This is a genomic window from Bacillus sp. 491mf (genome assembly GCF_900112415.1).
Taxonomy (GTDB): Bacteria; Bacillota; Bacilli; order Bacillales; family Bacillaceae_G; genus Bacillus_A.
Genome location: NZ_FOLV01000032.1, coordinates 1 through 16701, shown reverse-complemented (window position 1 = coordinate 16701; position 16701 = coordinate 1). Strand labels below are relative to the sequence as shown.

At 35.8% G+C, this 16701-nt stretch carries 17 protein-coding genes and 1 riboswitch; of the genes, 8 read left to right on the top strand and 9 right to left on the bottom strand.

Annotated elements, in window-relative coordinates; genetic code table 11:
• Positions 1-140: 140 nt before the first annotated feature.
• The 4 genes from BM211_RS20145 to BM211_RS20130 are packed head-to-tail and all read left to right on the top strand — an operon-like array spanning position 141 to position 3347.
• Positions 141-1505: a hypothetical protein gene (locus BM211_RS20145; protein WP_141771674.1), complete on the top strand. Its 1365-nt coding sequence runs from the start codon at positions 141-143 to the stop codon at positions 1503-1505.
• A 10-nt stretch (positions 1506-1515) separates the two neighbouring features.
• Positions 1516-2211, top strand: coding sequence for an ABC transporter ATP-binding protein (locus BM211_RS20140; protein WP_035433897.1), 696 nt, complete (start codon positions 1516-1518; stop codon positions 2209-2211).
• Positions 2165-2719, top strand: a complete 555-nt coding sequence (locus BM211_RS20135; RefSeq protein ID WP_035433899.1) for a stage II sporulation protein M — start codon at positions 2165-2167, stop codon at positions 2717-2719. Before BM211_RS20140 ends, BM211_RS20135 begins: the two co-directional genes overlap by 47 nt.
• Positions 2720-2738: 19 nt before the next feature.
• Positions 2739-3347, top strand: coding sequence for a hypothetical protein (locus BM211_RS20130; RefSeq protein WP_035433901.1), 609 nt, complete (start codon positions 2739-2741; stop codon positions 3345-3347).
• Positions 3348-3509: 162 nt separating this feature from the next.
• Here the strand turns inward: BM211_RS20130 and BM211_RS20125 are convergent, their stop codons facing one another.
• From BM211_RS20125 to BM211_RS20105, 5 genes are all read right to left on the bottom strand, one after another.
• Positions 3510-4244, bottom strand: coding sequence for an amino acid ABC transporter ATP-binding protein (locus BM211_RS20125; RefSeq protein WP_035433903.1), 735 nt, complete (start codon positions 4242-4244; stop codon positions 3510-3512).
• 27 nt (positions 4245-4271) lie between these two features.
• Complete coding sequence (locus BM211_RS20120) at positions 4272-4973, bottom strand: amino acid ABC transporter permease (protein WP_035433905.1); 702 nt, start codon at positions 4971-4973, stop codon at positions 4272-4274.
• Entirely contained in the window at positions 4960-5766 is an 807-nt protein-coding gene (locus tag BM211_RS20115) for an amino acid ABC transporter substrate-binding protein (protein WP_035433907.1), read from the bottom strand. The genes BM211_RS20120 and BM211_RS20115 overlap by 14 nt, the downstream gene beginning before the upstream one ends.
• Before the next feature lie 348 nt (positions 5767-6114).
• Positions 6115-8115, bottom strand: coding sequence for an ABC transporter ATP-binding protein (locus tag BM211_RS20110; RefSeq protein WP_090999114.1), 2001 nt, complete (start codon positions 8113-8115; stop codon positions 6115-6117).
• Positions 8112-9866, bottom strand: coding sequence for an ABC transporter ATP-binding protein (locus BM211_RS20105; protein WP_035433911.1), 1755 nt, complete (start codon positions 9864-9866; stop codon positions 8112-8114). The genes BM211_RS20110 and BM211_RS20105 overlap by 4 nt, the downstream gene beginning before the upstream one ends.
• Positions 9867-10550: 684 nt before the next feature.
• Between BM211_RS20105 and BM211_RS20100 the strand changes: the two genes are divergently transcribed.
• The 3 genes from BM211_RS20100 (at position 10551) to BM211_RS20090 (ending at position 12870) form a co-directional block, all read left to right on the top strand.
• Complete coding sequence (locus BM211_RS20100; RefSeq protein ID WP_035433913.1) at positions 10551-11990, top strand: NADP-dependent glyceraldehyde-3-phosphate dehydrogenase; 1440 nt, start codon at positions 10551-10553, stop codon at positions 11988-11990.
• Positions 11991-12258: 268 nt separating this feature from the next.
• The gene (locus BM211_RS20095; protein WP_035433915.1) at positions 12259-12444 is read left to right on the top strand and encodes a hypothetical protein; all 186 of its coding nucleotides are present in this window, start codon (positions 12259-12261) and stop codon (positions 12442-12444) included.
• 243 nt (positions 12445-12687) lie between these two features.
• Positions 12688-12870, top strand: coding sequence for a hypothetical protein (locus BM211_RS20090; RefSeq protein ID WP_035433916.1), 183 nt, complete (start codon positions 12688-12690; stop codon positions 12868-12870).
• Between the two features lie 57 nt (positions 12871-12927).
• Here BM211_RS20090 and BM211_RS20085 read toward each other — a convergent pair whose 3' ends face one another.
• On the bottom strand, positions 12928-13257 hold the full coding sequence (locus BM211_RS20085) for a hypothetical protein (protein WP_035433918.1): 330 nt from the start codon (positions 13255-13257) through the stop codon (positions 12928-12930).
• Positions 13227-13448: a hypothetical protein gene (locus tag BM211_RS26810; RefSeq protein ID WP_090999112.1), complete on the bottom strand. Its 222-nt coding sequence runs from the start codon at positions 13446-13448 to the stop codon at positions 13227-13229. The genes BM211_RS20085 and BM211_RS26810 overlap by 31 nt, the downstream gene beginning before the upstream one ends.
• Before the next feature lie 88 nt (positions 13449-13536).
• Positions 13537-13716, top strand: a riboswitch (Lysine riboswitch).
• A 132-nt stretch (positions 13717-13848) separates the two neighbouring features.
• Between BM211_RS26810 and BM211_RS20075 the strand changes: the two genes are divergently transcribed.
• On the top strand, positions 13849-15267 hold the full coding sequence (locus BM211_RS20075) for an amino acid permease (protein WP_035433922.1): 1419 nt from the start codon (positions 13849-13851) through the stop codon (positions 15265-15267).
• Between the two features lie 913 nt (positions 15268-16180).
• Here the strand turns inward: BM211_RS20075 and BM211_RS20065 are convergent.
• Both BM211_RS20065 and BM211_RS20060 read right to left on the bottom strand, forming a co-directional pair.
• The gene (locus BM211_RS20065; protein WP_156107946.1) at positions 16181-16336 is read right to left on the bottom strand and encodes a hypothetical protein; all 156 of its coding nucleotides are present in this window, start codon (positions 16334-16336) and stop codon (positions 16181-16183) included.
• A 105-nt stretch (positions 16337-16441) separates the two neighbouring features.
• The coding region (locus tag BM211_RS20060) for a hypothetical protein (protein ID WP_090998027.1) at positions 16442-16701 on the bottom strand (260 nt) is incomplete at its 5' end.

Here is a 16701-nt window from a genome sequence, read left to right as displayed (position 1 = left end):
AAAGGATGGTCTAATTGTTACCTAATACAAACAAAATACTCATCTATTGTTACTATCATTTACTAGAATTAAAAAATAAAACTATTAAGAAACAAAATTTCTTCACTAGTATCCTTATTTTTCTATTTATAGATGCCCTTATGCCAATTATTTTATCAATTGGATTATTTTATTTTACAAAAGAGCAATCAATACATTACATTGTTATATTCCCCTTGCTTATTACTTTTCATAATTTAGACAAAACAATATACAGATTATTTTTCGCTGATGATAAAAAACAACTACAACTTTTAGGATTTAATAGATTATCCTATATAATTTCTAAAGATTTATATAAGTTTTATCACTACATTTTATTAATATTTATATCTAATCTAACCTTATTTATTTGTTATATGGTTACTCTTAAATTTAATCTAGCATTTACATCATTAATATTCGGTTCTTTAAATATACTTTTAGGTCTTTTTCTTAGATATTCATTACTAATATTACTTATTAAAATAAGTAATATTAAAATCAAAATCATGATGCTAGGATTATCATTTTTATCATGGATTGGATATGGTATTTTGGGATATTGCATTTATCGTTTATATAAATATGGATTACATAATAACATTATAATTGTTACAGAACTACTATATATTTTTTTAACAATCATAAGTCTACTAATACTTTTTAGATACAATAATGAAGAAAGTACAATCCCATTAAATGAATATTTCTTATCTAATCATCCAAAAAAACAAAAAAGAAAAATGTTAAAAAACAACAGTCTTTTTATCTTAGAAAGTAAATTAATACTTAGAAATCCTCCAATAGAATTATCCGGACTTATTGTAATATTAACCATTCCTACAATAATATTTGGTAGTATCTCTTATTTAGCTACACACAATCTTCACATGGACGATCAATATAGATTTTTATTATATGTTTTTATGATCTATATGCCAATGATTGTAGTTATGTTAGCAATACATCCTTATATAAGTTACGACTTAGATAAAAACCTTATGCACAAAATGCAACACATAAATAATTTTTTAAAATGGAAAATCAACTTTAAAATTTCCATTTCTCTGATATTCACTCTACTTTTCAGTACATTACTTACTATACTATCTTTTATTATTGTTCCACCTAATAACAATAGAGAATTAATAACAATTCTCATTTCAACTATATTTTTTTATATAAATGCTTCAAACATGCTTGTACTTTCAACCGTAATTTTCCCTAATTTCCAATGGGAACAAATATACGAAATTCCAACAACATTATCTAAAATAACTTTTATTACTTTTTATACAATTCAATTAGGTATAAACATTATTTTCTTCTTTTTAATCTTTTTCACTAAAAATTACCTTGTCTATACTATAATCTATGCATTTTTAATGATTGGAATTGGCTTTTTCACATATCAGCTATCAATATTACTCAGTAAAAAGTCACTTACAAAAAACTATATATCTTTAAAATTATTTAAGGAGTGATTCAAAAACCATGTTAGAAATAAAAGGGGTAACAAAAGAATACGAAACTAACATTAAAGCTCTTGATAACATAAATTTAACATTAAAACCTTCTAACATTGTTGGTTTTATCGGTAGAAATGGCGCTGGAAAAACTACGCTCCTAGAAATTATAACAGGGCTTATTTCTCCTACTCAAGGGGAAATAATATTCAAAGAGAATAACCAATCTAAAAATCAATTTATTGGATATATGGAAGATAATCCATCTTTTTATGAACAATTAACTGTATTTGAAATGCTTCAATATATAAACTTAATCCGAAAATTAAATTTACAGCATAAAGAACTAGAAAATATATTAATTAAAGTAGAATTACTTGATAAAAAAAATACTTTTATTTCAGAACTATCTAGAGGAATGAAACAAAGATTAGGATATATTATAGCTACCTTACATTCACCAAAAATTCTATTACTTGATGAACCCTTTACTGGATTAGATCCACATCATTTAAAAATAATGAAAGCAACTATATCTTCTTATGCAAAATCAGGTAATTTAGTAGTATTTTCTACACATATTTTCTCATTTGCCGCTCAATTATGTGACCAATTAATTTTCATTAATAAAGGGAAAATAAAAAGTATAATTGATTCAGTTCAAAAGGAGAAATGGGATGAGGAACGTATTAATCAAGAGTTTGAAAGAATTATCGCAAGATAAAAAAACTTTTATAAATATCTTCATCTTATTTTTATTGTGTTTTGGAATAGGTGGAGCTATAGCTACAATGGGGATCAATATTCAAAAAGATACCATAATCCAAAATCAAGACGTAAATTCTTTTAAAGACATTTTTCTTAACAATATAAAAGTATCCCTATTAATATTTTTCACAGGTTTTTTTACAATAGGATTGGTACCTATGATAATAATGTTTCTTAATGGACTCAATTTTACAGCGGCATTTATATTTTTCTCGTTGACTGAAAGTTTTGTTTTTTCTATAAAACATTCAATATTCCATGCACCAATTGAATTATTAGGTTTTTATTTTGCATTCGTACCTTCATTATATTTATACACTATGTTCTTCAAAAATTTAAAAAAAAGACAAAAAAATATTATATCTAAAATTATAAATTGTTTGCTTATATGTATACTTGCAAATACTATATGTCTATTAATAGCTGCATTAATTGAATTTGAGGTAATAAAACTTTTAAAATGAAAGAAGGAGTGTACTTACTATGTTATCTTATGAAATACCTAAAAAACCCATGTTAACTTTATTCCTTATATCCTTAATAAACGCACTAATATTCCTATCAGTTACCTTTTTAAACCTTAATGAATTAGAAAGTCACCTTTCCAACATAACAAATGATAATAAAGCCTTAGTTATAGGAAAATGGATAGGAATAAGTATAGGAGCTCTTTCTAGTATAACAGGACCAATATTTAATTTAATAATTTATAGTACAATTATTTGGTTATTACTTTTAATAATTACAACAGAAGCAGATTTTAAAAAGATTTTTTATACAGGTATAAAAGCATATATTTTTTTATTAATTGGAAATTCAATTAAAGGCATTACTAATATAGTAATAAAAACAGATAATATAAACTATTTTTCTTTAGAATTACTAAATGTTTTTTTTCATAACGAAATACTTCTCAATATTTTTAAAAGTATTGATATTTTTTTTATAATATTTTTAAGTACTTGGGCTTACTTAATATTTAAAAATTCAGACGAAAGATACAAAAAACCTATTACTATAGCATATTCTGGTCTTTTAATTATATTAACTTCTTTTAATGGAATTGCTTCCTATATCGCTACTAACTTATAATACTGAACAAGAGTAAAGAAAACCTAAACAAAAAATGAATCTGCTACTTTCTTTGTTTTAACTTCGCACGTGGCAAAAAAGGGCCCTGACCGCTTCTATGCATGGCCAGATGCCCTCCCCACCTAAAAAAAGGTGTTTTTTCAATTTGCATTTTTATATTTGCTACTGCAGCATTTGTAAAAATTTCTTCGTACGCTCTTCTTTCGGATGTACTAACACGTCTTCCGGCGTACCTTTTTCTACAATGACACCGCCATCCATAAAAATAACCCGGTTCGCAATTTGATGGGCAAAGCGCATCTCGTGCGTAACGATTACCATCGTCATCCCTTCCTGTGCCAGTTCTTTCATTACTTTTAGTACTTCTTGGACAAGTTCAGGGTCAAGCGCTGATGTCGGTTCATCAAATAAAATGACTTGCGGCTCCATCGCCAGTGCGCGGGCGATCCCTACGCGCTGTTGCTGTCCGCCTGAAAGCTGAAATGGATATAAATCCATCTTATCGCCGAGTCCCACTTTTCTCAGAAAGTACTCCGCTTTTTCTTTCGCCTTCTCTTTTGAAACTTTCTGAACGGTTACAAGACCTTCCATAACATTTTCACGCGCTGTAAAATGCGGAAATAAATTATGATGCTGAAATACCATACCAGTTTGCTTGCGCAAGTTCACGATACCCTGCTTCGTCACTTTTTTCGAAAAATCAAGTGTTTCCTCACCGATACGAATAACACCGCTATTCGGCGTTTCTAGTACGTTTAAACAACGAAGCAATGTTGTCTTCCCAGAACCAGACGGTCCAATAATAACAACAACTTCTCCTTTATCTACTTCCATATCAATTTGCTGCAAAACGGTGTTATCACCGAAACTTTTTTGTAAATGTTGAATTGAAATCATAGAAACAAAAACTCCTTTTAACAAGGATTATTTTAAAATATAACGCTCTGTTCGTTTTTCAAGTATTTGCTGTACAACCGATAATAAGAAACAAATAAACCAGTAAATAAGCCCTGCTTCTGTATAAACAATTAAAAATTCATAGTTTGACGCTGCAATTTCCTGCGCTTTCCGAAACATTTCTGTTACTAAAATTAATGACGCTAGCGATGTATCTTTAATCAAACTAATAAATGTATTGGAAAGAGGCGGAATCGAAACACGCGTTGCCTGCGGCAGGATAATGCGGCAGAGTGCTTGCGGGTACGACATCCCAATTGTATATGCCGCCTCCCATTGCCCTTTCGGAATCGATAAAATCGAAGCGCGAATAATTTCTGAAGCGTACGCTCCGACATTTAAAGAAAATCCAATCACCGCTGCTGGGAAGGAATTAATTGTAATCCCTATTGTCGGCAGTCCATAAAAAATAATAAATAACTGAACAAGAAGCGGTGTCCCGCGAATAATAGATACATAGATACGCGCAATCCACTGAAGCACACGATTTCCAGAAATGCGGCATAGCGCTGTTAACGTTGCTAACGCTAAACCAATTACAAATGAAATCAACGTGAGCGGTATCGTATTGAATAGAGCACCCTTCAGCATAGGCATGAAGGATGCTGTTGTTATATCAACCCAAACAGATAATCGATCTAAATCCAATATAGCATTACTTAGATACATCTTCACCAAACCATTTCTTCGATATTTTTTCGTATGTGCCGTCTTTTTTCATATCATCCAATGCTTTATTTACTTCAGCAACCAATTTATCGCTGCCTTTACGGAACATAAAACCGCTTTTTGATGCTTCTTTTTCTGTATCAACAATTTTTACTTTTGCATCCGGTTTTGTTTTTAAGTAATTTAACACGGATAAACGATCATTAATTGTGAAATCAACGCGGCCGGAGTTTAATAATTCAACCGCTTGGTTAAATCCTTCTACCCCAACGATTTCTGCACCGTTTTTCTTCGCAATGTCGCTGAAGTTACTTGTTAAAGACTGTGCTGCCTTTAACCCTTTTACATCTGTAAATTTCGCTGGTTTATCTTTATCTTTCGGAATGACAAGTACTGCTGAAGATGATACGTATGGATTAGAGAAATCGTATTTCTTTTGGCGATCTTCACGAATTCCGACTTCGTTCGCAATCATATCAACACGCTTTGCATCAAGTCCAGCAAATAAACTATCCCATTGTGTTTCTTTAAATACCGCTTTCACACCAAGACGCTTTGCTACTTCTTCTGCAATTTCAACATCAAATCCAGTTAACTTTCCACTTCCATCATGGAATGTGAACGGCGGGTATGTGCCTTCCGTTCCAACAACAAGCTCTCCGCTCTTCTTAATTTGCTCAAGCGCATCTTTGCTAGTGCTTTGCGCTGTATTATCTTTTGTTTGTTTTCCGCAACCTGCTACAACTCCTATAATTAGCAGTGCAAGTACGAAGAATGAAAGTAATTTTTTCATAACGACAATCCTCCAAGTATTCTGATAGGAATTAAAGAGTAACATGAAATCTATTCTATTCAATCTTGCAACATTTTTCAATCAAAATGTTTTCAATTAGTGTATCCTTTTCATTCAAAATCAATTATATGAACCACAAAAAAGAACTTGCCCCCTGGCAAGTTCTTCAAGAATCTAACACACAATATCCAATCATTCCGCATAATAACAAAAAGAACGCAATATTAAATGTAACTGATAATTCCTCCATTTATATTCCCCCTTTCATTCAAATTATCATATAGACAAAGGGAGAATACGTCCTACTTGTAAACATTATTTTAAAATTATCTGAACATTCCGTGAACACTACGCACTATGACTACCGGCAATTTGCGTTTTATACATTTCATAGTAACGCCCTTGCTTTTCCATCAACTCTTCGTGCGAGCCTTTCTCAAGAATCGTTCCGCGGTCTAGTACGATAATTTGGTCCGCACTTTTAATCGTTGATAAACGGTGGGCAATAATAAATGTCGTTCGCCCTTTTTTCACGACTTCGAGCGCCTGTTGAATCATTGCCTCTGTTTCCGTATCAATGCTCGATGTTGCTTCATCTAAAATTAAAATGGCTGGATCAAAGGCAAGTGCACGGGCAAAAGAAATGAGCTGCCTTTCACCGGTTGAAAGCGTACTTCCTTTTTCCGTTATTTCTTCCTCAATGTTAGCCGCAAAACGCTCTGCACCAACGTCACGCAGTGCTTTCACAACCGTTTCCTTCGAAATTCGTTCTTGCTCTAAACTTACATTAGAAGCAACTGTTCCTGTAAATAGAAAGGGATCTTGCAGCACAATTCCCATATGTTCGCGAAGCGCTTGTTTTGGCACTTCGTTTATATCGTTTCCATCAATTGTGATGCTGCCCTTTTGAAATTCATAAAACTGAAAGAGTACATTCATAATCGAACTTTTCCCTGATCCAGTATGACCGACTAACGCAATTGTTTCCCCTTGCTTTGCTTCAAAGGAAATATTTCGCAGCACTTCATCTTTCCCGTTATAAGAAAACGAAACGTCATCAAAACGAACATTTCCTCTCATCGACGGAATGTGCTCTTCCTGCACTGCTTCTCCCTTTTCATCTAACAATTCAAACACACGCTCAGCAGCAACGCGCGCTTGCTCTAAGTTCGCTAACTGATTCACCATATTTGTAATCGGTGAAAATAATCGCGTTAAATAATCAACGAACGCATATAACACACCTAATGAAATTACACCTGCTGCACTTAATGATGCGCCGCCAAAGTACCAAATCACACCTGTAAATGCAATGTTGCGAAGCACGCCAACTATATTATGAGACGTTGCTGCATTTAAACTTAAAATTTTATTTTGGTACATATAATACTCTTCGTTTAATTGTTCAAACTCTTGTTTTGCCCTGCGCTCTTGACGAAACGCTTGAATGATCGGCATCCCTTGAATGGATTCATTTACTGTTCCATTAATGTCCGACAAGCGTGAGCGCATTTTATGATTGTATTCAGATGCATATTTCCGGTAAAAAACCGCCAACGCACATAAAATCGGAATCAGGATTAAACACATAAGCGCAAGCTTTGCATCCAATAAGAACAAGGCAACAAAAATACCGGTAATATAAATAAAGCTAGAAAAGAATGTCGATAATACCGTTACATATAGCTCGCGAATCGCCTCCGTATCATTTGTCACACGAGAAACAATTTTCCCGGCCGGTAAATGATCGAAGTAGCGAATCGGTAATGTTTGAATGTGAGAAAACACGTCTTCTCGCATAATTTGAATAATTTTATTCGCGGCTTTTTGTAAATAAAATTGTTTTCCATACGAAAAGAGGGATACAACGAGTAATAGAGCTAAATATCCGCCGCCAAGTAACAGGAGTCGTTTTATTTCTGGTTGATAAAACGAGAAAACTTCCTTCCCTGTAAGCTTCGTCCCTTTATATACTTGCGCTGCTTTCCCGTTCTGAATCGTCACCATGTCTCCTTTTACAGAGCGCGTTCCTTCATTTGAAACTTTATTCGGAATAAAATAATAGTCGCGGCCAATTTGAACAATGCGCACTTCTTTTCCTTTCTGCTCACCTGCTTCAAACCGATCGCTTCGCTTATACCAAGTGTTGTGATAAAGAACAGCATCATCTCCTTCTACTGTTTCATACCAAGGCCTTTCAATGCCAACAATATGTTCATCAATCATCGTTTTCGCAACAAATGGTCCAGCCAATTCCGCAATAACGAAAATAAATAACATCGCTAAAGCAATTCCAATCGTTACTTTTACTTTCATCGCATATTGAAATAATCGTTTGCCAACACTCATATTTTCACCTCGCCTTCAACGTTCTCCCCTTGTTGTCTTTCAAACTGCTCAGTATACCAACCGCCCTTTTGAATGAGCATGTCATGTGTTCCTTCTTCAATCACTTCACCATTATCCATGACAAGAATCCAATCCGCATGCTGCGTTGCAGATAAACGATGCGTCGTAATAATCGTCGTTTTCCCGCTGCGTTCGTTCCGGATATTTTCAATAATTGCCGCTTCCGTTCTTGCATCAACCGCTGATAACGAATCGTCTAAAATTAAAATTTCTGGATTTTGAATGACGGCCCGTGCAATGGAAATACGCTGTTTTTGTCCGCCAGATAGCGATACACCTTTTTCTCCAACAAGCGTTTCAAGTCCATCCGGCAAAAATTCCAAGTCTTTCGTAAACGCAGCAATTTCAATTGCCTTTTGCAACTCCTCTTCACTTGCTTCTCGGTTCCCAAATAAAATATTTTCCCGCGCTGTTTTGGAAAATAAAATGTGTTCTTGCGGGACATATCCAACCCAGCTTAATACTTGATCGATGTGAACATTTTGCATCGGTATACCTGATACTGCGATTTCCCCTGTTCCTAGTGGATATTGGCGCAGAAGCTGCCGAACGAGCGTTGTTTTTCCGCTCCCTGTTCTCCCAACAACCCCAAGCGTATCCCCTCTGCTAAGCGAAAACGATACGTTTTTTAAATTGAGCGTAGAAGATGTCGGATAAGAAAACGATACATCTTCAAAATCAATGCAATCTGGCTGATGTACGCGCAGTGGTTTCTTTACGTTTTGTACATCTTGCTTATATGCTAATGTTTCATTTACACGATCAAGCGAAGCATTACCGCGCTGCATAACGTTAATTAGCTCACCAATCGCAAACATTGGCCAAATCATCATGCCAAGGTACACATTAAACGATACAAGTTCCCCAAGCGTTACCTCATTTTGAAATACTAAAAACGCTCCGTACACAAGGCCAATTAAATAACTCATCCCCACAAGCATTTTCACTGTCGGTTGAAAAAGTGAATCAATTTTTGCGACCTTCATATTTTTTTCATACACATCTGTCGCTAACGTACTGAAGCGCTTCTCATCTTCTCTTTCCTGTACATAAGCACGAATCACACGTACACCGGCAATCGACTCCAGCACTTTATCATTCATATCTCCAAATGCATCTTGAGCAACTGTAAAGCGATCGTGTAACTTCTTTCCATAAGCACTCACTGCATACGCCATAATCGGCAACGGTAATAGTGCTGCAAGTGTTAACTTCCAACTAATTGAAATCCCCATCATAAGCACAATTGTCAGCATATATAAACTCGAATCAACGAGTGTTAAAATACCAAATCCAGCTGTCATGGCGATCGCTTTTAAATCATTTGTTGCCCTCGCCATTAAGTCACCTGTACGGTTTTTCTGATAAAAAGTTGGCGTCATCTTCAGCAAATGTCCCATAAATTTCGTACGCATCGTTTTTTCAAGCACAAATGCACCGCCAAATAACTGATATTGCCACACATAAGAAAGTATATAACCAGCTGCCGCTGCCGCGAGCAACATCCCTACATACTCCATAATCCCTGTGTTTGTTAAATCCCCAGCTTTTATATCATCAATTGCTAATCCAATTAACTTTGGCGGGATTACCTCGATGACATTAACAAAAAGTAAACAAACAATGGCAATGCTATACCTTTTCCAATGCGTTTTAAAAAACCATGTTAATTTTTGTAATACAGAAAACAATGTAACCTCTCCCTTCTCGTTGTTGTTTGAGCATAAGCTCGTTATCCGCTATCTAGCGTCTCCGTTTTTACCATACGCACCTCAAACTTTTCCATCGTCATTCCTACCTTTCTGAAGCTAATTATTGAAACTATACAAATGTATAGGAACAATCTAAAAAAAGAGACAAAAAAAGGCATACCGTCGCTTTGACGATATGCGAAAAACGCATAAAAGCGTACGTCACGGCACACGCAACGTACGCTTTCTTTTCAGGCTAACAAGAAGCGTTATTTGTCCGTAGAGGTTGCGTGATGATATTTATTTTGTAAAACACCTAAGCCAGTCACATATACAGTTACAATCATCACGCACACCTCCTTCTTCTTTTATTTTCCATTTTTAATTGTATAACTTTAAAGACTTTTCTGTCAATTGTTTTTTTATAAATTGAAAAACTACTTTTTTAGATGGACGAGAACTCCTGGCCATGCTACCCTTTTCTGCCACAGGCAATGTGAAAACAAAGCGAGTGACCCGTTAATAATCCTTTAACAGAACCTCATTTTATAAAAAAGAAAGCGATCGCAAATATCATGCCAAAAATAGGTTTCACAAACATTTCATTTGAATTCTTTTTTCAAACCCCCTACAATCACCATATACTCACTCTTACAAGTCACTAATTTTTAGGAGGACTTAGCAATGACAACTAGAAAGACGTATAAGTTTTATATAAATGGAGAATGGAAGGAAAGCTCTTCGGGGCAAACAATCGACATTTCATCTCCTTATCTTCATGAAGTAATCGGACAAGTCCAAGCAATTACTCGCTCGGAAGTAGATGAAGCAATTCAATTTGCGAAAGAAGCGCAAAAAGACTGGGCAGAAGCGTCTCTTCAAGATCGTGCACAATATTTATATAAATGGGCTGATGAGCTCGTGAATATGCAAGATGAAATTGCCGATATCATCATGAAAGAAGTCGGCAAAGGATATAAAGATGCCCAAAAAGAAGTTGTTCGCACAGCAGACTTCATTCGTTACACAGTAGATGAAGCGATGCACATGCATGGTGAAAGTATGATGGGCGATAGCTTCCCTGGCGGCGCTAAGTCTAAACTTGCTATTGTTCAGCGCGCTCCGCTTGGCGTTATTCTAGCAATCGCACCATTTAACTATCCTGTCAACTTAGCGGCTGCCAAGCTTGCACCAGCTCTAATTACAGGAAACGCAGTTATCTTTAAACCAGCTACACAAGGCGCGATTAGCGGTATTAAAATGATTGAAGCCTTGCATAAAGCAGGTCTTCCGAAAGGACTTGTTAACGTAGTAACAGGACGCGGTTCTGTCATTGGTGATTATTTAGTAGAGCATCCTGGCATCAACATGGTATCGTTCACAGGCGGTACATACACAGGAAGACATTTAGCGAAAAAGGCTGCAATGATTCCACTTGTCCTTGAACTTGGCGGAAAAGACCCTGGTATTGTACGCGCGGATGCAGACTTACAGGCAGCTGCTAATCATATTATTAGCGGAGCATTCTCTTACTCCGGCCAACGATGCACAGCAATTAAACGCGTCCTTGTACATGAACATGTAGCAGATGAACTTGTTCGCTTATTAAAAGAAGAAATCACAAAACTATCTGTTGGTTCTCCGGAACAAGACAGCACAATCGTACCATTAATCGATGATAAATCGGCTGATTTCGTTCAAAGCTTAGTAGACGATGCAGTGCAAAAAGGTGCAACTGTTGTCATCGGCAACAAACGTGAGCGTAACTTAATCTATCCAACACTTCTTGACCATGTAACAGAAGATATGAAAGTCGCTTGGGAAGAACCATTCGGTCCAATTCTCCCAATCATTCGCGTGTCTTCTGACGAACAAGCAATAGAAATCGCAAACAAATCTGATTTCGGTTTACAAGCAAGTGTATTTACAAAAGATATTAACAAAGCATTTCACATCGCAAACAAAATCGAAACCGGCTCTGTTCAAATTAACGGCCGCACAGAACGCGGACCAGATCACTTCCCATTTATCGGTGTAAAAGGTTCTGGTATGGGCGCACAAGGTATTCGTAAAAGCCTGGAATCAATGACACGCGAGAAAGTAACTGTATTGAATTTGATGTAACGATATAAAAACCCTCTTTTTAGATGGGCAAGAGTTCCTGGCCGTGCGTAGTAGCGGTCGGGGCTTTTTTTTGCCACGGGCGATGTTTAAAACAAAAGGACAATGTGAGTGCTGGCCATGGGTTGTTTCGGATAGCAGCATTTTTAGGTTAAAAAAATTGATATATTAGCGGAAGTAGAAAATAGTTTCTAGCACAGCCTTTTTCTAACACTAATTCTCTATCACTTTCATATATTATATTAACTTCTGATAGAGGGGAGGCGGTCTTATGGCAATCACATTGAATGGTTTAGTAGAAGGCGATAAAATCCGCGTGTTTTCAGCGGGACGTCAAATTGATGGTGAAGGTGTTTTCCTTCGCGTTGACAACAACAACTTCTTAATTTGGGTTGATAACAATGCAAATATCAACGTTACAAGTTTAGATACAATTAGTATTCGTAAAATTTCCTAATTCCCTATGACACTATTTAACTCTTTCACAAGAAGACGCTGAGTCTATTCAAAAGGTGTTATACATACCCTTTTTGAGTAGACTCTTTTTTTATAATACACTTTACACTTTTCATATGACTGAGTAGTTACTAGTATTGAATGTAATTCTATAAAAATGGTTGCTTGTACTACATTCCTATCGCACACACTCTCTATCATTTTCATATATTATATTAACTTCTAATAGAGGGGAGGCGGCCTTATGGCAATCACATTAAATGGTTTAGTAGAAGGCGACAAAATTCGCGTGTTCTCAGCAGGACGTGAAATTGACGGCCGAGGTGTTTTCATTCGCGTAGATAACAACTTCTTAGTTTGGGTTGATAACAATGCAAATATCAACGTTACAAGTTTAGATACAATTAGCATTCGTAAAGTTTCCTAATTCCTATAAAATGATTTAACCCTCTCACAAAAAGATACTAAGCCTATTCAGAAAGTGTTATACATACCCTTTTTGAATAGACTCTTTTTTTATAATACGCTTTACACTTTTTATATGACTAATGGTTAAGTCATAATCTACGTTAATCCAATATAACCATTCATTTGTACACTCAATAAAGATACCTTCTATACTATTTTCTCCGTCAAATATTTCTATCTTATCTCCTAATGAAAAAAGAGGAGGCAATGCACTCTTTTCTGCTTTTTTACTTACATTCTTTTGTATATTATAGAGTAACCTCATACACTGTTCTAAAGAAGCTGCGAGTTCTTCATTTTGTTTTTTTAACTCCTCTATTGGATTCGGTTTTTCACACGTATCCATTCCCTTTCCACATATAAAGCAGTTTCTCTTAAACCAGCTCTCCATCCGCTTATCCCTACCTCAAAGTTTTGAGGAAATAAAGTGCTCCACATGATAGATGTTGCACTTTTCCCTTCTTTTATATACATATTGTATGATGCAAATCCAGAAGTTGTTTCATTATTTAAAACATACTCTATTATCACAATCATCCGATTATAATCATTTGCATTGACGAATAAAAATCCATTTGTTACCCTTGGTTATGTTAACTATATATATAAATCCTCATTCGTATCTCGGTGAGGTAGAGGTTGCAATGATTAATAGTACGATTTGGGAGATGTGTGGCATCGCTGAACAAATCAAAAAGGAATCATTGCCGAAGTAAGAAGTATCCACAACGCTTTCTTGCTGGGTCTGCATTGAATAAGTGCAGGACTGTCACAAGCTTTTTGCTTGTGGAGAGCTATCGAGAGATATGTCCGTGGGTTTCTTAATAAGATTAAGGAGCGCGTGAGCATATACGCGCTTTTTTGTTTTGTTTGGAACTTCAAACACATACATATCTCCTCGCTTGACTTGGTTATACTAATTTTGGAGGTAGTTTCTATGCAACAAAAAAAATGGGGCTTTTGGGTACTCACTGCATTTGTAGTTGGAAATATGGTCGGAGCAGGTATTTTCATGGTTCCGAGTACATTAGCACAAACGGCTAGCCCTCTTGGGGTTACATTAGCTTGGTTAACAACAGGGTTTGGCGTGTTAATGCTAGCACTTGTTTTCGGTAATTTAGCAATTCGTCGCCCTGATTTAACGACAGGTCCGCAAAGTCATGCTTATGCGCTCTTTTCTTCACAAAAAACGAAAAAAATGGCGGGTTTTAGCATCGTATGGGGCTACTGGGTTGCAAACTGGGCAAGTAACGTAGCGATCATTACATCATTTGCTGGTTATTTATCGCTCTTTTTCCCAATTATGAAAGATACACGTGTATTATTTACAATCGGAGCGTTTGACATTGAAGTCGGAAAACTAATTACGTTCTCTATTTGTACCCTTTTACTATGGGGGACGCATATGATTTTAACGAACGGCATAAACGGCGCTGGGAAACTAAACTTCCTCGCAACAACAACGAAAGTAACAGGATTCCTTCTCTTCATCGTTGTCACGTTATTTGCCTTCCAAGCATCTAAATTTGGACAATGGTATACACCGATTATTGATAAAGAAGGCATTTCACACGGACTATTATCACAAGTAAACTTAGCTGCCTTAACAACACTTTGGGCCTTTATCGGCATCGAGTCAGCTGTCTTATTATCAAACCGTGCTGTTTCACCAAAAACAGTAAAACACGCAACTGTTGCTGGTTTATTATTAACAGTTGGTATTTACTTAGGAATTACAATCTTAACAATGGGCGTTCTTCATATCGATAAACTGCAAGCATCTGAACGACCATTAGCAGATGCCTTAGCCGCAGCTATGGGGCATGGCGGTGGAAAACTAATGGCATTGCTTGCACTTACTTCTTTATTTGGATCTATTCTTGGTTGGGTCTTATTAAGCTCAGAAGTACCATATCAAGCTGCAAAAGAAGGGTTCTTCCCCTCTTTCTTTACAAAAACAAATAAAAAAGGAAGCCCAATTTATTCGCTTCGTATCACAAATATTATGTCGCAAGTGTTCCTATTCTCAACACTATCAGGCACAATTGCCGAAGCGTATACATTTGTAATTACCGTTTCAACGCTAGCATACTTAATTCCATATCTCGTTTCACCAATCTTCCAGCTGAAACTCGTAATGACAGGTGAAACATACGAAAATCAAAAAGGCTCTCGCATCATAGATGGAATCATTGCGGCGATTGCACTTATTTATGCATTATGGGTTATTAAAACAGGATCCGCTGATATGAAAACATTCCTGCTTGGGATTGGATTATTTGTTGTCGGATTTGCATTTTATCCATTAATGAAACGCGATGAGAAAAAAGAGAAACAAAGCGAGCAAGTTGCCTAAGGGTGGCTTGCTTTTTTGTATGCATACAAAGACATAAACCCACTTTTTTAGGGTAGACAAGAGGATCTGGCTATGTTCTTTTTCTGCCACACGCAGTGTTAAATCAAAAAACTTTTCCAAATTTACCCACAATATCGTGATGTGTATATGATAAAATAACAGAAAAAGGAATAAGGAGTATTGGCAACATGTTACAAATTTTTAAAAAGAGAAGTGTTGTACATATTGTAGGGTATTTATTTGGGATTTTAGGATGCGCTTTCAATTTAATTGTGTTTATTCGCAACCTTTACTTAGATATAGAAATGATAGTATTTCTTCCCTTTCTACTCATGTCCCTCACGTTAGTCATATTCGCAATTATTCTAAACCGCTCACTTCTTATGTGTTTAGCCGTTTTCCCTGTCTTACCTATTATGCCTTTTTCTTTAACCGTACTAGCAATAGCAATATCTAATTGCATGTATATTATAGCTAGCCTATGCATGGCAACTGAACACGCACCAAAAAGAAGAAAACATAAGAATAAAAGACTGGAACATTTTCGAAAAAACGGGTATTAAGTCGCTTTGAGAACCTGTTCATATATTTCAAATCGTAATAATCCTACAATATAGAGATGACTATAATGACAATCGAAACACTTTGGACAGCAATTGCAAACAGCTGTCCAAAGCGTTTGCTGGAATAGAAGTTATGCATATAATCAAAAAGGACAAACTCCCCAAGGTGAGAAGTTTGTCCAAAAACAGATATATTTTATCGTAATTAATCAGCCATACATCACTTATTACCTATCACTTTTCAGCGCATAGATTGCTGCCATGAAGATAAAGTGAAACTTTAATCAGTGGGGGTTTTCTTCATCCCCCCACTGATTATTAGTTGAACCAATCGAGCTTTTACGGGCAGTTTATCTCCCGCCTAACTTCTTTGCTTCCGCTGAATTTTGAGGCGGGAGTATTACTGCCCACGAATAGCGGGATAAAAATGGTAATGCGCCTTGCTGCATTTCTTTGTTTTCAAACGTTGCACGTGGCAGAAATAGGCCCTGACCGCTTCTATGCACGGCCAGTCCCTCACGCCCATTTAAAAAAATGCTTTTCCGCCTTTTTTTCATAAAGTGGCTGAGTAGTTACATCTTATCTATGATTTCTTTAGTTTAAATAGTGAATTAGAATAATGATCTAATACTTGCTAGAACAGTAAGTATACCTATAATAATAACAAATACATTGCTCGCTTTCCCTCTGTATTTAGCTAGTACTGGTACTTTACGGATTGCATACATTGGTAATAGACATAAGATAGCAGCAACTAACGGACCACTTAGGGCATCAATGATTCCAAGAATACTTGGATTTGCATAAGCTACATACCAGCATGTTAATACAACAAACGTAAGGATCATTGTCTTAACTGTTTTTTCTCCCA

Bases quoted from the DNA above. Each gene is read 5' to 3' on its own strand.
- BM211_RS20145 (WP_141771674.1), top strand. From the start codon at position 141: ATGCCAATTATTTTATCAATTGGATTATTTTATTTTACAAAAGAGCAA.
- BM211_RS20140 (WP_035433897.1), top strand. From the start codon at position 1,516: ATGTTAGAAATAAAAGGGGTAACAAAAGAATACGAAACTAACATTAAA.
- BM211_RS20135 (WP_035433899.1), top strand. From the start codon at position 2,165: ATGAGGAACGTATTAATCAAGAGTTTGAAAGAATTATCGCAAGATAAA.
- BM211_RS20130 (WP_035433901.1), top strand. From the start codon at position 2,739: ATGTTATCTTATGAAATACCTAAAAAACCCATGTTAACTTTATTCCTT.
- BM211_RS20125 (WP_035433903.1), bottom strand. From the start codon at position 4,244: ATGATTTCAATTCAACATTTACAAAAAAGTTTCGGTGATAACACCGTT.
- BM211_RS20120 (WP_035433905.1), bottom strand. From the start codon at position 4,973: ATGTATCTAAGTAATGCTATATTGGATTTAGATCGATTATCTGTTTGG.
- BM211_RS20115 (WP_035433907.1), bottom strand. From the start codon at position 5,766: ATGAAAAAATTACTTTCATTCTTCGTACTTGCACTGCTAATTATAGGA.
- BM211_RS20110 (WP_090999114.1), bottom strand. From the start codon at position 8,115: ATGAGTGTTGGCAAACGATTATTTCAATATGCGATGAAAGTAAAAGTA.
- BM211_RS20100 (WP_035433913.1), top strand. From the start codon at position 10,551: ATGACAACTAGAAAGACGTATAAGTTTTATATAAATGGAGAATGGAAG.
- BM211_RS20095 (WP_035433915.1), top strand. From the start codon at position 12,259: ATGGCAATCACATTGAATGGTTTAGTAGAAGGCGATAAAATCCGCGTG.
- BM211_RS20090 (WP_035433916.1), top strand. From the start codon at position 12,688: ATGGCAATCACATTAAATGGTTTAGTAGAAGGCGACAAAATTCGCGTG.
- BM211_RS20085 (WP_035433918.1), bottom strand. From the start codon at position 13,257: ATGGATACGTGTGAAAAACCGAATCCAATAGAGGAGTTAAAAAAACAA.
- BM211_RS26810 (WP_090999112.1), bottom strand. From the start codon at position 13,448: ATGATTGTGATAATAGAGTATGTTTTAAATAATGAAACAACTTCTGGA.
- BM211_RS20075 (WP_035433922.1), top strand. From the start codon at position 13,849: ATGCAACAAAAAAAATGGGGCTTTTGGGTACTCACTGCATTTGTAGTT.